We start from the raw sequence: 13,754 nt of genomic DNA, 5'->3' as shown, positions 1-13,754 counted from the left end.
CCCTTCTCGTCCAGAAAAACCCTATATAGGTTCGCTTCCAAAACTCTACGGTGTCTTTATGTCCCTGAAGGAAGTTCTGAAAGAGGAACCCCACACGGGGTATATGCTGACCAACGAAGCGATAGTCAGGGCCGCGCTGAAGGCCGATGTGAAGGTGACGGCCTTCTACCCCGGCTCTCCCCAGACGGAGATTCTGGACACGTTTGACAGGGTGTCCCGCTACCGCGACGACATCGTGGTCGAGATAGCCGCGAACGAAAAGGTCGCCCTGGAGACCGTCGCAGGAGCCTCTTTCGTCGGTCTGAGGGGCTTCACCTCCATGAAGAGCGTCGGCGGAAACGTTGCCTCCGATACGCTCTACTCCCTCGCCTACACCGGCGTGAAAGCCGGCTTGGTGGTGGTCATAGCGGACGACCCCTACGCGCACTCCTCCCAGTCGGAGCAGGACGGCAGGTGGTTCGGCTACACCGCTTACCTGCCAATGCTTGAGCCGGCAAATCCGCAGGAGGCCTATGATCTCGTCAGGAAGGCCTTCGAGATAAGCGAGAGGTACGGAAGCCTTGTACTCGTCCGAACCACAACGAGGGTGAACCACCAGAGCGGCCTGGTGAAGGTCGGGAAGCTTGAGAGGAAGCCCTTTGAAAGACTCTCCTGGAAGGAGAACAGGAGGGGCTACGCGACCGTGGGTTCCCTCGCGAGGAAGTTCAAGGCGGAGCTTTTGGAGAAGGTTGAAAAAATGAAGGACGACCCCGAGCTCTTGGCCTTAAACCGCGTCGAGTTCTTTGATGGAAAGGAGCTCAGGGAGGCAAAGCCGGAAGAAGCGAGGGGAGTGGGCATCATAACCTCCGGTGTTCCGAACTCCTACGTCATTGAGAGCCTCGGGAAGCTCGGTGGAGAAGCCTACATCCTCAAGCTCGGCGTTCTTAATCCCCTTCCGGAGAAGCTCATCGGCGACTTCGTAGAGGGGCTCGATAAGGTCATCGTCGTTGAGGAGCTTTCGCCGTATATCGAGGGCTTCGTGAGGGAAATCGCCAAGGACAGGAACCCGGAACTTGAGATCATCGGCAAGAGGAGCGGCCACTTCCTTGAGATGCTGGAGTACAACGTGCCGATAGTCATAAAGGTTCTCGCGGAGGTTCTTGGGAAAAACCTGCCATTCGACTACGAGGGACACTTCAGGAAGATGTGGGAGCTCGCCAAGTTCGCCCCGCCGAGGATGCCGACCTTCTGTGCGGGCTGTCCACACAGGGCCACCTTCTGGACGCTGAGGAGGGCGATGGGCAGGATAGAAAACTACTATCTCGCCAACGACATCGGCTGCTATTCCATGCTGGCCCTTGAGCACATCGGCTGGACGGACTCCCTCCTGGCCATGGGCGCTTCCCTCGGCATAGCCCACGGCGTCCAGCATTCTGCTCAGGAGAGGGTTGTAGCAGTCGTCGGCGATTCAACTTTCTTCCACGCGGCTTTACCGGGCATAGTCAACGCGATCAGAAACAACTCCAAGATGACGCTGATAATCCTCGACAACGCGGTAACGGCCATGACCGGCCAGCAGGCCCACCCAGGCAGTCCGAAAAAGGTGAACCCGTACGAGAAGAGGCTCGACATAGAGGCCGTTCTGAGGGGACTGGGAATAGAGAAGATAGTCGTCGTTGACTCATTCCAGGCGAGGAAGAACATCGGCAAGTTCAGAGAGGCTTTGAAGTACGATGGCCTTTCCGTGATAATATCCCGCGGGGAGTGCGCCCTCTACCACTTCCGCGAATACCGCCGTGCCGGGGGGAAGATAGTTCCATACTTCGTGGACAAGGACGCCTGTGAGAGGGCCTACAACTGCATCCGCGACTTCGGCTGCCCGGCGATAGTCATAGACGAGAACGATAAGAAGGCCAAGATACTCCCGGAGGTCTGCGTCGGCTGCGGCGTCTGCGCCCAGCTCTGTCCACACAACGCGATCCACTCGACGGCAGTCCTCTACGGCGGCGAGGATAAACCGTACGTGACGGTTGAAGACTACCGCGAGCTGGAAAAGCTCATCGGGAGGGGATGGGAATGAACGTCATCTACTGCGGTGTCGGCGGACAGGGAATAGTGCTGATGTCTAACATAGTGGGGGAGGCCTGTGCGCGGAAGGGAATCCATGTCGTCAGCGGCGAGCTCCATGGGCTCTCCCAGAGGAGCGGTTCGGTGATAGTCCACCAGCGCATAGGCGAGGGCATATCACCCCTCATACCCTACGGCGAGGCGGACGTTATCCTGGCGCTTGAGCCGATGGAGGCGCTTAGGTATATATACTTCCTCAAACCCGGGGGAACGGTCATAACGAACACGCGCCTCATCCACCATCCATACGAGACAGAGGGCTTTGTGAAGGGCAGGATTGACAAGTACGTCACCTACGACGAGATAGTCGGCAGGATAAGGGAATCGGGGGCAGAGCTCTATGAGATAGACGCCCTCAAGCTCGCCGAAGAGGCCGGCACTGCCTTAGCCCAGAACGTTGTCCTCGTCGGTGCCCTCAGCGCCCTTCCCGGGTTCCCGATAGACAGGGAAACCATGCTTGAAGCTGTTAAGGCCAGCGTGCCGGAGAAAGCCCTTGAGGAGAACATCAAGGCCTTTGAGCTGGGCTATGAGGCAATGAAAGCACTTCTCTGACCCCCTCTTTTCTTTTGACGGCCCATCGGAACCTTTATTTTCTCCGAAGCCTAACCCCCATCATGATGAGGCACCTCAAGTACTCAGGAATAGCCGGCGTCATAGTGTACTGGCTCTTTGTCGCATGGAGCATAGGCAAAAACCCCTGGTTTTCCTTCTGGAGCAACGCCCTGAGCGACCTGGGCTCGCCGGAGATGGCACGCGCTTCATGGATATACAACTACGGCCTCATTGTCACGGCAATTTTCATGCTCGCCTTCTCGGTCTATCTGGTTTTCTCAGCTGGGAACAAGCTCCAGACAGCTGGAGGTGCTTATGTTAGCATATCCTCGCTCTTTCTGGCTCTCATTGGGGTCTTCCATGCCGGCACGAGGCCCCACTCCTTCGTCTCGACCTACTTCTTCGTCCAGTTTTTCCTGGGGATGCTCATTTACGGAGTGGGTTCGAAAGATAAGGCCATCCGGTATGGTTCCCTCCTGCTCTTTGCACTCGCCCTGCTGGGAACCTTTGTTCACTGGCCCTCGGTGGCGCTGATAGAGACCTATGAAATAGCTCTGATAGCTGTGTTCACCCTGCTGGTTGCGGTTAAGTACTGAAAGCGTTCCTGCTTAACCCTTTCCACTTTGAAAACACAACCGTTATAAATCATGGCGATTAACTTCATCTATAAGTCACTTGCCATTTCTTCTTGGTTTTTTACCGCTTCGTGACTGGAAGAGAGTGTTTAAGATGAAAGGAAAAACGATAGCGGGCCTTGCCCTGCTTTTGGGAATTGTGATGGTCGGGGCCTTTATTTCAGGCTGTATCGACCAGGGAAACGCTACCGAGACCGGAACCAAAACCGGGGGGACCACGTCCCAGCCCACCACAACTTCACCGGGCATCTCGGAGGAAGAAAAATACCAGAACAACCTTTTGAAAGCGATCGCCACATACGATGCGGAGATTGTGGATATTGAAAGCAGACTTAAGCCTTCTACGCTGAGCGGTCTGGTTGAGGAGACCATGGCCCTTGAGCGCGATGCGACGCACTCGACCGGAAGGGAAAAGACTCTGTTGCTGGAAAAGCTGGCGTATTTGAAGTCTCTCCAGCTGACAGAGCTCAGGAATTTAATTGTTATAAGCGCCGTTGAGACGGCCTACTGGGAAAACACCACCACGGGCGAGCCGATAGAAGGGTTTTACAGGGAAGACGGGAAGCTCTTCATCGTGGATAACGGAAAGATGGTGCCCCTGAGCAGGGACGAAATGGTGGCCAGGATGATGGAGCTCACCAAGGGCTATGAAACCCGGAGCATGGAGATATATCACTTCGGCAGCGGTTCGCTCCTTCAAATTCGCGAGGGAGGCAGAACCGTGGGGGCCGGTCAGCTGGCAGTTGTCAGGATAAGTGTTCCGAAGAAGGGTTTCATGATTCAGGCCCTTGGGGACTCGCCCGGGCTCATGCGCCTCGTTGACCCCGACACCGGGAGGACCGTCCTGCGGGTCAAACCCGATGGAAACAGGGTTTATCAGGTTCCGCCGGTGAACACCACACTTGTTGGCATGGTTGACGATGAAGGCTTCTGTTACAGACCTCTCCCTCTGGACACCTACACGTTAACCACACTCACGGAAGAGCCGGAGGATCCTCCAGTGTGTCCATCACCAGGACTGGCGCCCTTCATCTTTGAGCCCGGCACCGGGGACGTCACCGTCGAGCCTGTTCCCTTCGAGGATGCCTACCTCACCGGAAAGACCTACGGCGGGATAACCTTTGAGCTTGCAGTGGCACCCCTTGGAATGCTTGGAAGGAACGGAACCGTGCTCCTCGTGGGTGTTCCGGAGAACGGGACTGGGATACGGGTTCTCAGCAACTCATCAAAGCCCGGGGTCATGGTGCTCATGGATCCCAAAACCGGAAGGGAAATAGACAGGATAACGCCCGACAAGAAGGGAATTTACCGGATACCTGGAATAGATGGAGAGGTCATAGGCTTTGTGGCGAAGGCAGACCCTCCGAACGGAGGCTTCTGTTACCGGCCGCTTGAACTCAACATCAACACAACACTTGAACCCATGGAGATCTGCGAGGAAGAGTTCACGATGATGCCAATCATCTTCGAGCCGTCAACCAACGAGACCTTTGAACCGGTTTCAAGCCAGAGGGCAGACCTCAAACAGTTGGCGGAGCAGCTCGTGAACTTCAGGGCCGAGACCGGAAGGTTTGCCGCAGGAGCCACGGGAGCAGGATGGGTAAGGGATGCACCCGTGGGTGAGCGGGTGAACGACATCAGAGGGGTTACCCCGATGAGAACCGGTGAGTACACCGCCTTCCGCATGGAACGCGGGAACACAGCCCCGTTCCTTAAGGGCATCCTTGGAGACTTCGGTACCGGACCCTTTAACCCCGCGCCGCTTCCCGGGTTCAGGTACATCAACGTAACGGACTTTGGAACTGGCCCGTTCATCCCGCCCGTTGAGCTGGCGGTTATGGATTCGGGCGGAGAGGTTTTTGTGGCTGTGGCCGGCCCGGCTATGACATCAAAGATGCCGCCTGAGTACCTCGGAGGAACGTTCCTCGAAGTGTGGACGGGCAGAAACCCCCAGACGGGTAAGGAGATTTCCGTGATTGCCCTCAAGGTTCTCGACGAGAACGGAAAGGTCTCAATCAGGGCAATGACGGTGGTCATGGACAAACCCGTCAGAATCGGCGTCTTCGCTCCGGGTAACGGAGGGAGCAGCTGATAAAACCTTAAAAGGGGACGTCAGCCGTCCCCATCAGCCTTTTTCTGTGCTGTTTCCTTGATTAACAATCGGCCCGTTGATTGTGCCGATGTAGTATGCCTGGAGTGCCTCGTAGTCGTTCTGGTTGTGTTCAAGGAAAAAGACCTCGGTCGCGTTTGTGCCGCAGTATTTCAGTATTGCATCCCTGCCGCTGGGGTGGGTGTCTATCAGCGACGTGACGTTGTAGACCCTGTTTTCGACTACGACCCAGCAGTCGTTTTCGCTGCTGTGCTTCGCGACCTCTTCGAGGGTCAGCACTGCTGTGGCCTGGACGCTTCCTAACGCCAACCGCCCCGTGCCGAAGGCGGTAAATCCTGCCACCACGAGGAGCACCGTGAGGACTGTCCAGGCCCCGACGAGTGTCCTTCTGGCCTTTTCTGTTTTCAGCCTCTCCGTTCTGTTCGCAATAACGAGGAGGCCCGCCGCAGTGTGGACGTAAAAGAGGGGGATGAAGAGGTACGACGCTATGGTGTGGACTCTCCTGGCAGTTTCGTAGCTCATCAGAGACCCAAGGGTTGACGTCGGGTCGTTCATTGCCAGGCCGGTTACCATCAGTGCTAGACTGGCCGCTATCAGCAGCTCCCCCGATGCTATGAGCACCTTGGTTACGCGCTTCACCCTTTCACCTCAGCACTCTTTGCAGGTACTTATGCCCAGGAGTTTATAAATTGCACAGAAGCCGGTAAGTCCGGTCACCAGTGCGATGAGACCGACTATCAAAAGCACGGTCTCGTAGGGCACGTTCATGCCCGCCCATATGCCGAGCAGTACTATTCCTATAACTATCCTCAAAAGCCTGTCGAGGGTTCCCTCGTTTCTCTCCATCGAAATCACCTCGATTTTTAGAAAATTTCGAAATGGTTATATTTATTTCCCAGGAAATTGAAGGCAAAAACCTTCAAAATGAAGGTGGTTCTATGGACGAACGCGACCTGCTGATATACCGCCTGCTGAGGAAGAACGGCAGGATGAAGGTGTCTGAGATAGCGAGGGAGCTGGGGATAAGCCACCCCTCCGCGAGGGAGAGGCTTGAAAAGCTGGAGAGGCGGGGGGACTTAAGGGTTCAGGCACTGCTGAACATCAGGAATAGGGGCTTTGTCTCTGCGGTGGTGAACCTCAAGGTTCGAAGCATGGACGAGGCTGAGAAGCTGGCGGACGTTTTTGCAAAGTGTCCGAGAACGGTCTTCGTCGCCACGACGACCGGCAAGTACAACCTAAACCTGGCGCTCATAGCGGAGAGCCACTCTGCCCTTGAGGCTACCATAGAGAACACGATACGGCCCATGGAGTCGGTTAAGGAGATGGACGTCTCCCTAGGTTCGTCTCCGGCCTATCCAGAGTTCGTTGACTTCAAGCTGGAGCCGACGAGGAAAGTTGCCTCCTGCGGGAAGGTCTGCACGGAGTGCTACATCTACGGCAAGAAGTGCTCGGGCTGTCCGGCGACGGTTTACTTCATGGGGCTGGGGGGAGGGGGTAGGGATTAGACTCCCTCTGTCTTCTCCCTCAGTTTATCCCTTACCTCCTCCCTTATCGGCCTCAGGGCCTTGGCGTACTTCTCAAGGGTCCTGAAAAGCCGTTCAACCCGTTCTTTGTACTTCTCGTCCTTCAGCTCTTCACCATCGAACAGGTCGTCGACGTTGTAGAAGAGAACCTGCCCGACCGGCAGCATGCGGTAGTTCACCGCGGCCGTTCTGAGCTCCATGAGGAGCCTCACTCCCCCGGTAACGCTGGAGACTGTGGCGATGCCCAGGGGCAGTCCTTCGTACTCGTCGTAGATGGTATCGAGGAGGATCTTCAGCTCCCCCGGATAGCTCCCGTTGTACTCGGGGGCAACTATGAGAATGGCATCGGCCTCAAGGATTTTGTTCCTGTAGACCTCCATCTCGGGCGTTACCTTCCAGCGGTGGGTGTAGGCCAGAAGGTAATCCCTGACGTCTATGAGCTCGGCCTCCCAGCCAAGTGCCCCGGCCTTCTTCACGAGGTATCTCGCAACCCCCTCACTCTTTCTACCTTCCCTTGCCGTTCCGAGAATTATCTTGACCTTCATTCTATCACCTGAATTGGTTCGCTTTTAAGATATTTAAATTTGTCCTTCAAAATGAGATGCTTCCGATTCTGAAACTTTTCACTTTGTTAGGCAAACCTATATAAGTTAGGCTCGCCAACATAATGCCGAGGTGAATCCCATGGTGAAGGTTGGAGAAATCGTCCCTGATTTTGAGGCCGATGCGTACCTCCCCGAGAAGGACGACATCGGAAAGGTCAAGCTTTCGGACTACAGGGGCAAGTGGGTTGTCCTTGCCTTTTATCCGGCTGACTTCACCTTCGTCTGCCCGACGGAGCTTGAGGAGCTGGCCGACTATTACGAGGAGTTCAAGAAGGAAGGGGCTGAAATACTCAGCGTCTCGACCGATACCGCCTACGTCCACAAGGCCTGGCACGACACATCGCCAGCTATAAAGAAGATAAGATACCCCATGCTCGCCGACCCTGCTGGAAAAATCTCACGGCTCTTCGGGACATACATCGAGGACGAGGGCGTTTCATGGAGGGCGACCTTCATAATAGACCCCGACGGAAAGGTCGTCCACATGGAGATGCACGACCTCAGCATAGGGAGGAGCGCGAAGGAGATCCTCAGGAGACTCAGGGCTTCCAAGTATGTAAGAGAACACCCCGGCCAGGTCTGCCCGGCGAGCTGGGAGCCCGGCAAGGAGACACTGGAGGTCAGCCTCGACCTGGTAGGAAAGATATGATGGGTCTTTCCATTCTGTAAATTTTTCCACTCCATTTTTATCAAGATGGACTCAAGCTTTCACCCCTTTTCACAGATTTGGGAAATTCGGCAGGTTTTCATATCTCGGGATGCTTTCTTCGAACCCTTCTGGTTTGACACGTGGCATATTTTGTTGAGGATACGGCATGCCCTCCGTCCATTTTACGAAACTTCGATTTGGCAAAAATAAAATTCATAAGCTACCCTATGAATTTTAGATTGACCTAAAAAATTGGAGGTGAACCCATGAGCGTTGGCGCTTTCCTAATAACATTCAGGGAGGCCCTTGAGGCGGCCATAATAGTGGCGATAATAATAGCATACCTGAGAAGAACCAACCGGGCGAACCAGATAAAGGACGTGTGGGTAGGAGTTATTCTTTCAGTTGGCTTTAGCCTGCTTCTTGGAATCGGTATACTGAAGTTCTACGGGGGCCTGGCGGAGAAGGAGCTCTTTGAGGGGATAGCCTCGTACCTGGCAGTGATAGTCCTAACCAGCATGATATACTGGATGGCAACTAAAGGAAGGAACATCAAAGCCGAGATAGAGAGCAAGGTGAGCAAGTCAATAGCCCCCCTGGCTCTAATAGGATTCACGTTCATCGTTGTCTCCAGGGAGGGGCTTGAGACGGTTCTCTTCCTCACGCCCTTCATGACCCAGAACCTAACCGGGACGCTCCTCGGTCTCGCCGCCGGGCTGGCCGGGGCGCTCGTGCTGGCATACCTGATATATGGGGTTGGAATGCGCATAGATCTGAGGAGGTTCTTCTACTTCAGCTCAATACTGCTCGTGTTCGTCGCCGCTGGCCTTGCGGGCTACGGCACTCACGAGCTTATCGAGTGGGCCGGGGAGGAGGGTTACTCCCTTGGAGTGTTCTCTGCCCAGGCATACGACCTCGGGATTCCGAGCGGAAGCATCTGGCACCACAAGGGAGCGATAGGCTCGGTCTTCGCGGTGCTCTTCGGCTACTCCGTGAGCATGGAGTGGGGGAGGGTATTGGTGCAGTTCGGCTATCTCATAACGGCCCTCTACCTCGTGCTCAGGGCCTACGGCAAGGGGCCGGCACTGAACCGCGAGAAGAAGGCCGCGGAGAGCGCGGCCTGAGTTATTCATTTTTGGCCCGCAATGAATAAAAAGGGTGAAATTGATTTCAGCTTAGGTGTGGAGGATGAATGTGGATGGCTTCAGGAGGATAGCCCTCGTTGGAGCAAGCCCTAACCCGGACAAGTACGGCAACGTAATACTCAGGGATCTGCTTGGTAAGGGCTTTGAGGTTCTTCCGGTTAACCCCAAGTATGACGAGATTGAGGGCCTCAGGTGCTACAGGAGCGTTCGAGAGCTTCCCGGGGACGTTGACGTGATAGTTTTTGTGGTTCCGCCCCACGTTGGGCTTCAGGTCGCAAAGGAAGCCGTTGAAGCAGGCTTCAAAAGGCTCTGGTTCCAGCCGGGGGCGGAGAGCGATGAGATAGCCAGGTTTCTCGATGAGGAAGGCGTGGAGTACAGCTTTTGGAAATGCATAATGGTAGAAACTTCGGGCTGAACGGAGGTGGCTGGCATGGAGTTCTACTACGTCAGGCGTTTTGACGAGGATCTAGACTTCCTCTGGGAGCGCTTCAAGAAAAAGCTGGAGGAAGCGGGCTTTCTGCTCATCGGTGAGCGCATTCCGGTAGCTATAACCGAGACGGAAAACGGGATAATAGCCGACTACCACCTGCTCTTCATCTGCCACAGCGAGCTCGTTGAGGAGCTGGTAAAGATAGACCCCAACATAGGTGCCCTGCTCCCGTGCACCGGCTTCGGCTACAGGACTGAGGAGGGCAACTACCTCGGCGTTACCCTGCCGAGCGTCGCCTGGAAGATCGCAGGAGAGAAGGTTGTCGAGCTGATGAGGCCCATGGAGGAGCAGGTGAAGGCCATCATAGACTCCCTTTAATTTTCACTTTTGTTTATACGTTCGGTTTCCGGTTTCCATTCTGGCAACGATAAGCCCCATAAGCTTTCCCCCTTAGCTTTTATCGGTGATGCAAATGACCGAAGTCGTGTTGAAGATACCGAATATGAGCTGCAGCCACTGCGTCATGAGAATAACCAAGGCCATAGAGAGCGTCGGTGCCAAGGGAAACGTTAGCCTTGAGGAAAAGAAGGCCGTTGTGGAGTTTGACCCTGGGAAGGTGCGCCTTGAGGACATAGTTAAGGCCATCGAAAGGTACGGCTACGAAGTGGAGGTGGCCTGAATGCCGATTGATCCGGTCTGCGGAATGGAGGTGAGTGAGGACACCGGACTTAAAGCCGAGTATGGTGGAAAGGTCTACTACTTCTGCTCCCCGGGATGCAAGGTGGAGTTCGAGGCAAACCCCGAGAAGTACATCGGGGGCATGGGGGGCCACTCTCATCACGGGCACTCTCATCACGGGCACCACATGGGGCACCGCAGGGGTGGTTGCGGCCACATGCACTTCTGACTCCTTTTTAACATTTTAAGGGGCCGTTGGTATGAAAGAGTATGATTTTCTCATTGTTGGGGGCGGAGCCGCCGGTTTTGCCGCTGCCCTGAGGGCCAACGAGCTCGGTGTAAAAACCCTCATGGTCAACAGGGGGCCGATTGGAGGGACGTGCGTAAACGTCGGCTGCGTCCCCACAAAGTACATTCTAACGGCTCTTGAGCTCAGGAAGAGGGCCTTAAAGCACCATTACGCCGGAATGGTTCTTAGGGAGGAGAGGTTCGATTTTGGAGAGCTGTTAAATGGAAAAGACGAGCTCGTGAAGTTTCTCAGGAGAGAGAAGTATGAGGAGGTTCTTGAGAGTCTTGATAACGTTGACTACATCAGCGGTTCCGCGGGGTTCAAATCAAACCGTGAAGTCCTGGTGAACGGCGAGAAAGTTGGGTTTGGGAAGGCCCTCATTGCGACGGGGGCAAGGGCGAGGATTCTGCCCATAAGAGGAGTGGAGAAGGCCAGGGGCAGAATCTTAACGCACGTCGAGGCCCTTAAGCTTAAAGACGTCCCGGAGTCGGTTGTGATTATCGGCGGAAGAGCGCAGGCGCTGGAGTTTGCCCAGATCTTTGCGAGGGCCGGGGCTGAGGTGACCCTCCTTCAGAGGAGCGTCAGGATAATGCCCCAGGCGGAGCCCGAGCTGGCAATAGAGCTTGAGGACATCTTAAGCCAGGAAGGCATTAACGTGAACACCTCCGTGAGGATAAAGTTCCTTGAGAGGATGGGGGATGGAGTTAAGGTTCATGCCGAGGTCGGGGAAAGGGAAAGTACGTTTGAAGGGGAGTACCTTTTCTTCGCAACCGGGAGGGAGCCGAACACTGAAGGGTTGGGTCTTGAGAACACCGATGTTAAAACCGACGGGAAGGGCTTTGTGATCGTGGATAAAACCCTGAAGGCAGGTGAAAACATCTACGCCGCCGGAGATGTCATAGGTGAACCCATGCTTGAGACCGTCGCCGCCAAGGAGGGCTTTACCGCGGCGGGGAACGCCCTTGAGGGCAGAAACGTTGAGATGGACTACAGGGCAGTGCCGAGGGTCGTCTTTACGGACCCGCAGCTCGCAAGCGTGGGTTTGACCGATGGGGATGCGCAAAAGGTCGCGAAGTGCCTCTGCAGCACGGTGGAGTTCTCGAACGTCCCGAAGGCCCTCATCACCGGCGAGGAGAGGGGACTCATAAAGATGGTGGTCGATGCCAGAACGAAGGAAATCCTCGGGGTCCATATCCTCGCCCACAACGCCGCCGAGATGATCCACGAGGCGGGGATGATGATAAGAAACAGGATGACGGTGGATGAGGTCACAGACACGCTCCACGTCTTCCCGACTATGAGCGAGGCCATAAAGCTCGTTGCGCTTTCCTTCAAAGGTGACGTCTCAAAGATGCCCTGCTGTGCGATGTGAAAGCCACTATTGTGCTGGGCGGCTGACTTCCCAAAAGGTTATACGGCATTGTTCTACGTTCTTAGTGTGCAGGTGCGTTCCGTCGAGGAGGTCTTACCATGCCGCCCATTCCACCGCCGATAAGGGAAACGAAGGCCTGGAAGGAACTCTCCCCGGAAACGGCTGAAAAGGCCATAGAGACCGTGAAAAGTGCCCTGCCTTTTCTCACACCGGGGACGCCAATAGTCCACCGCACACCCCATGGCCTTCACGTTGACGTCCCCGTGATGTACCTGAGCTTCGCAGTGGACAGGCTTCACTACAACCCCGAAACTGGGTCTCCTCTGCCTAAGGGACTGCCCGGAGCGTACTCCGGTGAAATTGACCCGGCTGAGGTGAGGGATAAAGCCGGGGAAATCCTCAAGGAGCTCCGCGTTCTTGGGGCTGCGGAGTTCCGTGCAGAGAACTGCTGGGTCGTTCCGGTTGCATGGAAAAGCTTTATAGTCCTCCACGTCCGCGTCTCTGCCGATGGGAATGAAATCGTCCCGGATTACGGCCTTACAGAGGAGGTTCACAGACACGGCGGTTGATAGACTGGAGGATTTCATCAAGCGGGAGTGGTTCCTTTCATTGCTTCTTGTCCTATACATAGTTCTCACGCTCAATGACCCCTCCCTTCTCCGGAGAACCCCTTCCCTCATCGATTGGGAAAGCCTGACGTTGATAACGTCCCTCATACTGGTCTCAAAGGGCCTTGAGCTGTCGGGAATCTTCACCCGTCTTTCCATCAGACTCATATCACTCTCCGGCGGCTCCGAGCGGAAACTGATGCTCCTCCTCATTCCCACCGTAGCTCTCTCCTCCGCCGTGATAATGAACGATACAGCCATGCTCGTCTTCATCCCGCTGGTCGTCATCACTTCCCGGCTCGCGGGGATAGACACCGCCCGCGCCGTTACGCTCTCGGCCATAGCGGCAAACGTGGGCTCTTCACTAACGCCGATCGGCAACCCCCAGAACATCATGATCTGGAACGCCTATGGACTTTCCTTCGTGGAGTTTACGGGGGCAATGCTCCCCTTCGTCCTCCTCTGGCTCGTTATCATCCTGCTCTCCATACTCATCCTGCGGGAGAAGCCGCTAACCCTCGAAAAACTGCCTCCCATGGCGGTTAATGGGCGATTACTCTTAGCCTCGTCTTTTCTACTGATAACCGATGTTCTCCTTGCGGAAACCGGGAATCCGCTCTGGACGCTTCCCCTGACGCTGGTAGTTCTGCTCGCCCTTGGAAGGGAGGCTCTGCTCGGCTTTGACTGGGCGCTAGTTCTGGCCTTCGCCCTCATATTCGCGGACTTTGGAGAGATTGCGCGTTTGATCTCGGGATATGGGTTCCCCTCCGGGGGACTGGCGCTGTTCCTTGCCTCGGCCGGTCTGAGCCAGCTAATCAGCAACGTTCCGGCGACGGTCCTCTTCCTCGGCTCAAAACCGGAGTGGCTTCCCCTTGCACTCGGTGTGAACCTAGGCGGCACCGGGATGATAATCGGCTCCCTCGCAAACCTCATAGCCCTCCGTATCTCAGGGATTGGCATGAGGGACTTCCACAGGTATTCGATTCCGTATTTTCTGATCGCATTGGGGATTTCGATTTTGATACTTCTGCTCTGATTTTTCGACGGGTTTC

At 55.4% G+C, this 13,754-nt stretch carries 17 protein-coding genes; 14 read left to right on the top strand and 3 right to left on the bottom strand.

The genetic code is table 11. From position 1 onward, the window contains the following. Nucleotides 1-58 precede the first annotated feature (58 nt). The 4 genes from TIRI35C_RS06395 (at nucleotide 59) to TIRI35C_RS06380 (ending at nucleotide 5,385) form a co-directional block, all read left to right on the top strand. Nucleotides 59-2,059 (top strand): thiamine pyrophosphate-dependent enzyme, encoded by a 2,001-nt coding sequence (locus tag TIRI35C_RS06395; RefSeq protein ID WP_188202192.1) that lies wholly within the window; start codon nucleotides 59-61, stop codon nucleotides 2,057-2,059. Next, on the top strand, nucleotides 2,050-2,658 hold the full coding sequence (gene iorB, locus TIRI35C_RS06390) for an indolepyruvate ferredoxin oxidoreductase subunit beta (protein WP_188202191.1): 609 nt from the start codon (nucleotides 2,050-2,052) through the stop codon (nucleotides 2,656-2,658). Before TIRI35C_RS06395 ends, iorB begins: the two co-directional genes overlap by 10 nt. Before the next feature lie 65 nt (nucleotides 2,659-2,723). Next, a complete protein-coding gene (locus TIRI35C_RS06385) occupies nucleotides 2,724-3,254 on the top strand; it encodes a DUF998 domain-containing protein (RefSeq protein ID WP_188203089.1) in 531 nt (176 codons plus the stop codon). Between the two features lie 133 nt (nucleotides 3,255-3,387). Beyond that, a complete protein-coding gene (locus tag TIRI35C_RS06380; RefSeq protein ID WP_188202190.1) occupies nucleotides 3,388-5,385 on the top strand; it encodes a hypothetical protein in 1,998 nt (665 codons plus the stop codon). A 33-nt stretch (nucleotides 5,386-5,418) separates the two neighbouring features. On the opposite strand, the gene TIRI35C_RS06375 is transcribed toward TIRI35C_RS06380, so the two are convergent. Both TIRI35C_RS06375 and TIRI35C_RS06370 read right to left on the bottom strand, forming a co-directional pair. Then, entirely contained in the window at nucleotides 5,419-6,042 is a 624-nt protein-coding gene (locus TIRI35C_RS06375) for a cytochrome b5 domain-containing protein (protein ID WP_188202189.1), read from the bottom strand. 9 nt (nucleotides 6,043-6,051) lie between these two features. After that, the gene (locus tag TIRI35C_RS06370) at nucleotides 6,052-6,249 is read right to left on the bottom strand and encodes a YgaP family membrane protein (protein ID WP_013467686.1); all 198 of its coding nucleotides are present in this window, start codon (nucleotides 6,247-6,249) and stop codon (nucleotides 6,052-6,054) included. A 92-nt stretch (nucleotides 6,250-6,341) separates the two neighbouring features. Between TIRI35C_RS06370 and TIRI35C_RS06365 the strand changes: the two genes are divergently transcribed. Beyond that, entirely contained in the window at nucleotides 6,342-6,908 is a 567-nt protein-coding gene (locus TIRI35C_RS06365; protein ID WP_188202188.1) for an Lrp/AsnC family transcriptional regulator, read from the top strand. On the opposite strand, the gene TIRI35C_RS06360 is transcribed toward TIRI35C_RS06365, so the two are convergent. After that, on the bottom strand, nucleotides 6,905-7,471 hold the full coding sequence (locus tag TIRI35C_RS06360) for an NADPH-dependent FMN reductase (protein ID WP_188202187.1): 567 nt from the start codon (nucleotides 7,469-7,471) through the stop codon (nucleotides 6,905-6,907). The genes TIRI35C_RS06365 and TIRI35C_RS06360 overlap by 4 nt on opposite strands. A gap of 139 nt (nucleotides 7,472-7,610) precedes the next feature. Between TIRI35C_RS06360 and TIRI35C_RS06355 the strand changes: the two genes are divergently transcribed. From TIRI35C_RS06355 to TIRI35C_RS06315, 9 genes are all read left to right on the top strand, one after another. After that, nucleotides 7,611-8,180 carry a peroxiredoxin gene (locus TIRI35C_RS06355; protein ID WP_188202186.1) on the top strand — a complete coding sequence of 190 codons (570 nt, stop codon included), beginning with the start codon at nucleotides 7,611-7,613 and terminating at the stop codon, nucleotides 8,178-8,180. Between the two features lie 266 nt (nucleotides 8,181-8,446). Continuing rightward, nucleotides 8,447-9,304: an FTR1 family iron permease gene (locus TIRI35C_RS06350; protein ID WP_188202185.1), complete on the top strand. Its 858-nt coding sequence runs from the start codon at nucleotides 8,447-8,449 to the stop codon at nucleotides 9,302-9,304. 64 nt (nucleotides 9,305-9,368) lie between these two features. Beyond that, on the top strand, nucleotides 9,369-9,740 hold the full coding sequence (locus TIRI35C_RS06345) for a CoA-binding protein (protein ID WP_188202184.1): 372 nt from the start codon (nucleotides 9,369-9,371) through the stop codon (nucleotides 9,738-9,740). Nucleotides 9,741-9,755: 15 nt separating this feature from the next. Beyond that, on the top strand, nucleotides 9,756-10,133 hold the full coding sequence (locus TIRI35C_RS06340; RefSeq protein WP_188202183.1) for a DUF302 domain-containing protein: 378 nt from the start codon (nucleotides 9,756-9,758) through the stop codon (nucleotides 10,131-10,133). A 94-nt stretch (nucleotides 10,134-10,227) separates the two neighbouring features. After that, entirely contained in the window at nucleotides 10,228-10,434 is a 207-nt protein-coding gene (locus TIRI35C_RS06335; protein WP_188203088.1) for a heavy-metal-associated domain-containing protein, read from the top strand. Beyond that, a complete protein-coding gene (locus TIRI35C_RS06330) occupies nucleotides 10,435-10,662 on the top strand; it encodes a YHS domain-containing protein (RefSeq protein WP_188202182.1) in 228 nt (75 codons plus the stop codon). A 31-nt stretch (nucleotides 10,663-10,693) separates the two neighbouring features. Further along, entirely contained in the window at nucleotides 10,694-12,094 is a 1,401-nt protein-coding gene (gene merA / locus TIRI35C_RS06325; RefSeq protein WP_188202181.1) for a mercury(II) reductase, read from the top strand. A 98-nt stretch (nucleotides 12,095-12,192) separates the two neighbouring features. Next, complete coding sequence (locus TIRI35C_RS06320) at nucleotides 12,193-12,663, top strand: hypothetical protein (protein ID WP_188202180.1); 471 nt, start codon at nucleotides 12,193-12,195, stop codon at nucleotides 12,661-12,663. Continuing rightward, nucleotides 12,602-13,738, top strand: a complete 1,137-nt coding sequence (locus TIRI35C_RS06315) for an SLC13 family permease (RefSeq protein ID WP_246454704.1) — start codon at nucleotides 12,602-12,604, stop codon at nucleotides 13,736-13,738. Before TIRI35C_RS06320 ends, TIRI35C_RS06315 begins: the two co-directional genes overlap by 62 nt. Nucleotides 13,739-13,754: the final 16 nt, after the last annotated feature.

It is taken from the genome of Thermococcus camini, assembly GCF_904067545.1.
Classification (GTDB): domain Archaea; phylum Methanobacteriota_B; class Thermococci; order Thermococcales; family Thermococcaceae; genus Thermococcus; species Thermococcus camini.
Note: the sequence above shows the minus strand (reverse complement) of the source record. Positions and strands in the feature narration are given on the sequence as shown.

Excerpts from the sequence above, each read along its gene's own strand:
- TIRI35C_RS06395 (WP_188202192.1), top strand. The coding sequence starts at position 59 with ATGTCCCTGAAGGAAGTTCTGAAAGAGGAACCCCACACGGGGTATATG.
- iorB (WP_188202191.1), top strand. The coding sequence starts at position 2,050 with ATGGGAATGAACGTCATCTACTGCGGTGTCGGCGGACAGGGAATAGTG.
- TIRI35C_RS06385 (WP_188203089.1), top strand. The coding sequence starts at position 2,724 with ATGAGGCACCTCAAGTACTCAGGAATAGCCGGCGTCATAGTGTACTGG.
- TIRI35C_RS06380 (WP_188202190.1), top strand. The coding sequence starts at position 3,388 with ATGAAAGGAAAAACGATAGCGGGCCTTGCCCTGCTTTTGGGAATTGTG.
- TIRI35C_RS06370 (WP_013467686.1), bottom strand. The coding sequence starts at position 6,249 with ATGGAGAGAAACGAGGGAACCCTCGACAGGCTTTTGAGGATAGTTATA.
- TIRI35C_RS06365 (WP_188202188.1), top strand. The coding sequence starts at position 6,342 with ATGGACGAACGCGACCTGCTGATATACCGCCTGCTGAGGAAGAACGGC.
- TIRI35C_RS06360 (WP_188202187.1), bottom strand. The coding sequence starts at position 7,471 with ATGAAGGTCAAGATAATTCTCGGAACGGCAAGGGAAGGTAGAAAGAGT.
- TIRI35C_RS06355 (WP_188202186.1), top strand. The coding sequence starts at position 7,611 with ATGGTGAAGGTTGGAGAAATCGTCCCTGATTTTGAGGCCGATGCGTAC.
- TIRI35C_RS06350 (WP_188202185.1), top strand. The coding sequence starts at position 8,447 with ATGAGCGTTGGCGCTTTCCTAATAACATTCAGGGAGGCCCTTGAGGCG.
- TIRI35C_RS06345 (WP_188202184.1), top strand. The coding sequence starts at position 9,369 with ATGAATGTGGATGGCTTCAGGAGGATAGCCCTCGTTGGAGCAAGCCCT.
- TIRI35C_RS06340 (WP_188202183.1), top strand. The coding sequence starts at position 9,756 with ATGGAGTTCTACTACGTCAGGCGTTTTGACGAGGATCTAGACTTCCTC.
- TIRI35C_RS06335 (WP_188203088.1), top strand. The coding sequence starts at position 10,228 with ATGACCGAAGTCGTGTTGAAGATACCGAATATGAGCTGCAGCCACTGC.
- TIRI35C_RS06330 (WP_188202182.1), top strand. The coding sequence starts at position 10,435 with ATGCCGATTGATCCGGTCTGCGGAATGGAGGTGAGTGAGGACACCGGA.
- merA (WP_188202181.1), top strand. The coding sequence starts at position 10,694 with ATGAAAGAGTATGATTTTCTCATTGTTGGGGGCGGAGCCGCCGGTTTT.
- TIRI35C_RS06320 (WP_188202180.1), top strand. The coding sequence starts at position 12,193 with ATGCCGCCCATTCCACCGCCGATAAGGGAAACGAAGGCCTGGAAGGAA.
- TIRI35C_RS06315 (WP_246454704.1), top strand. The coding sequence starts at position 12,602 with ATGGGAATGAAATCGTCCCGGATTACGGCCTTACAGAGGAGGTTCACA.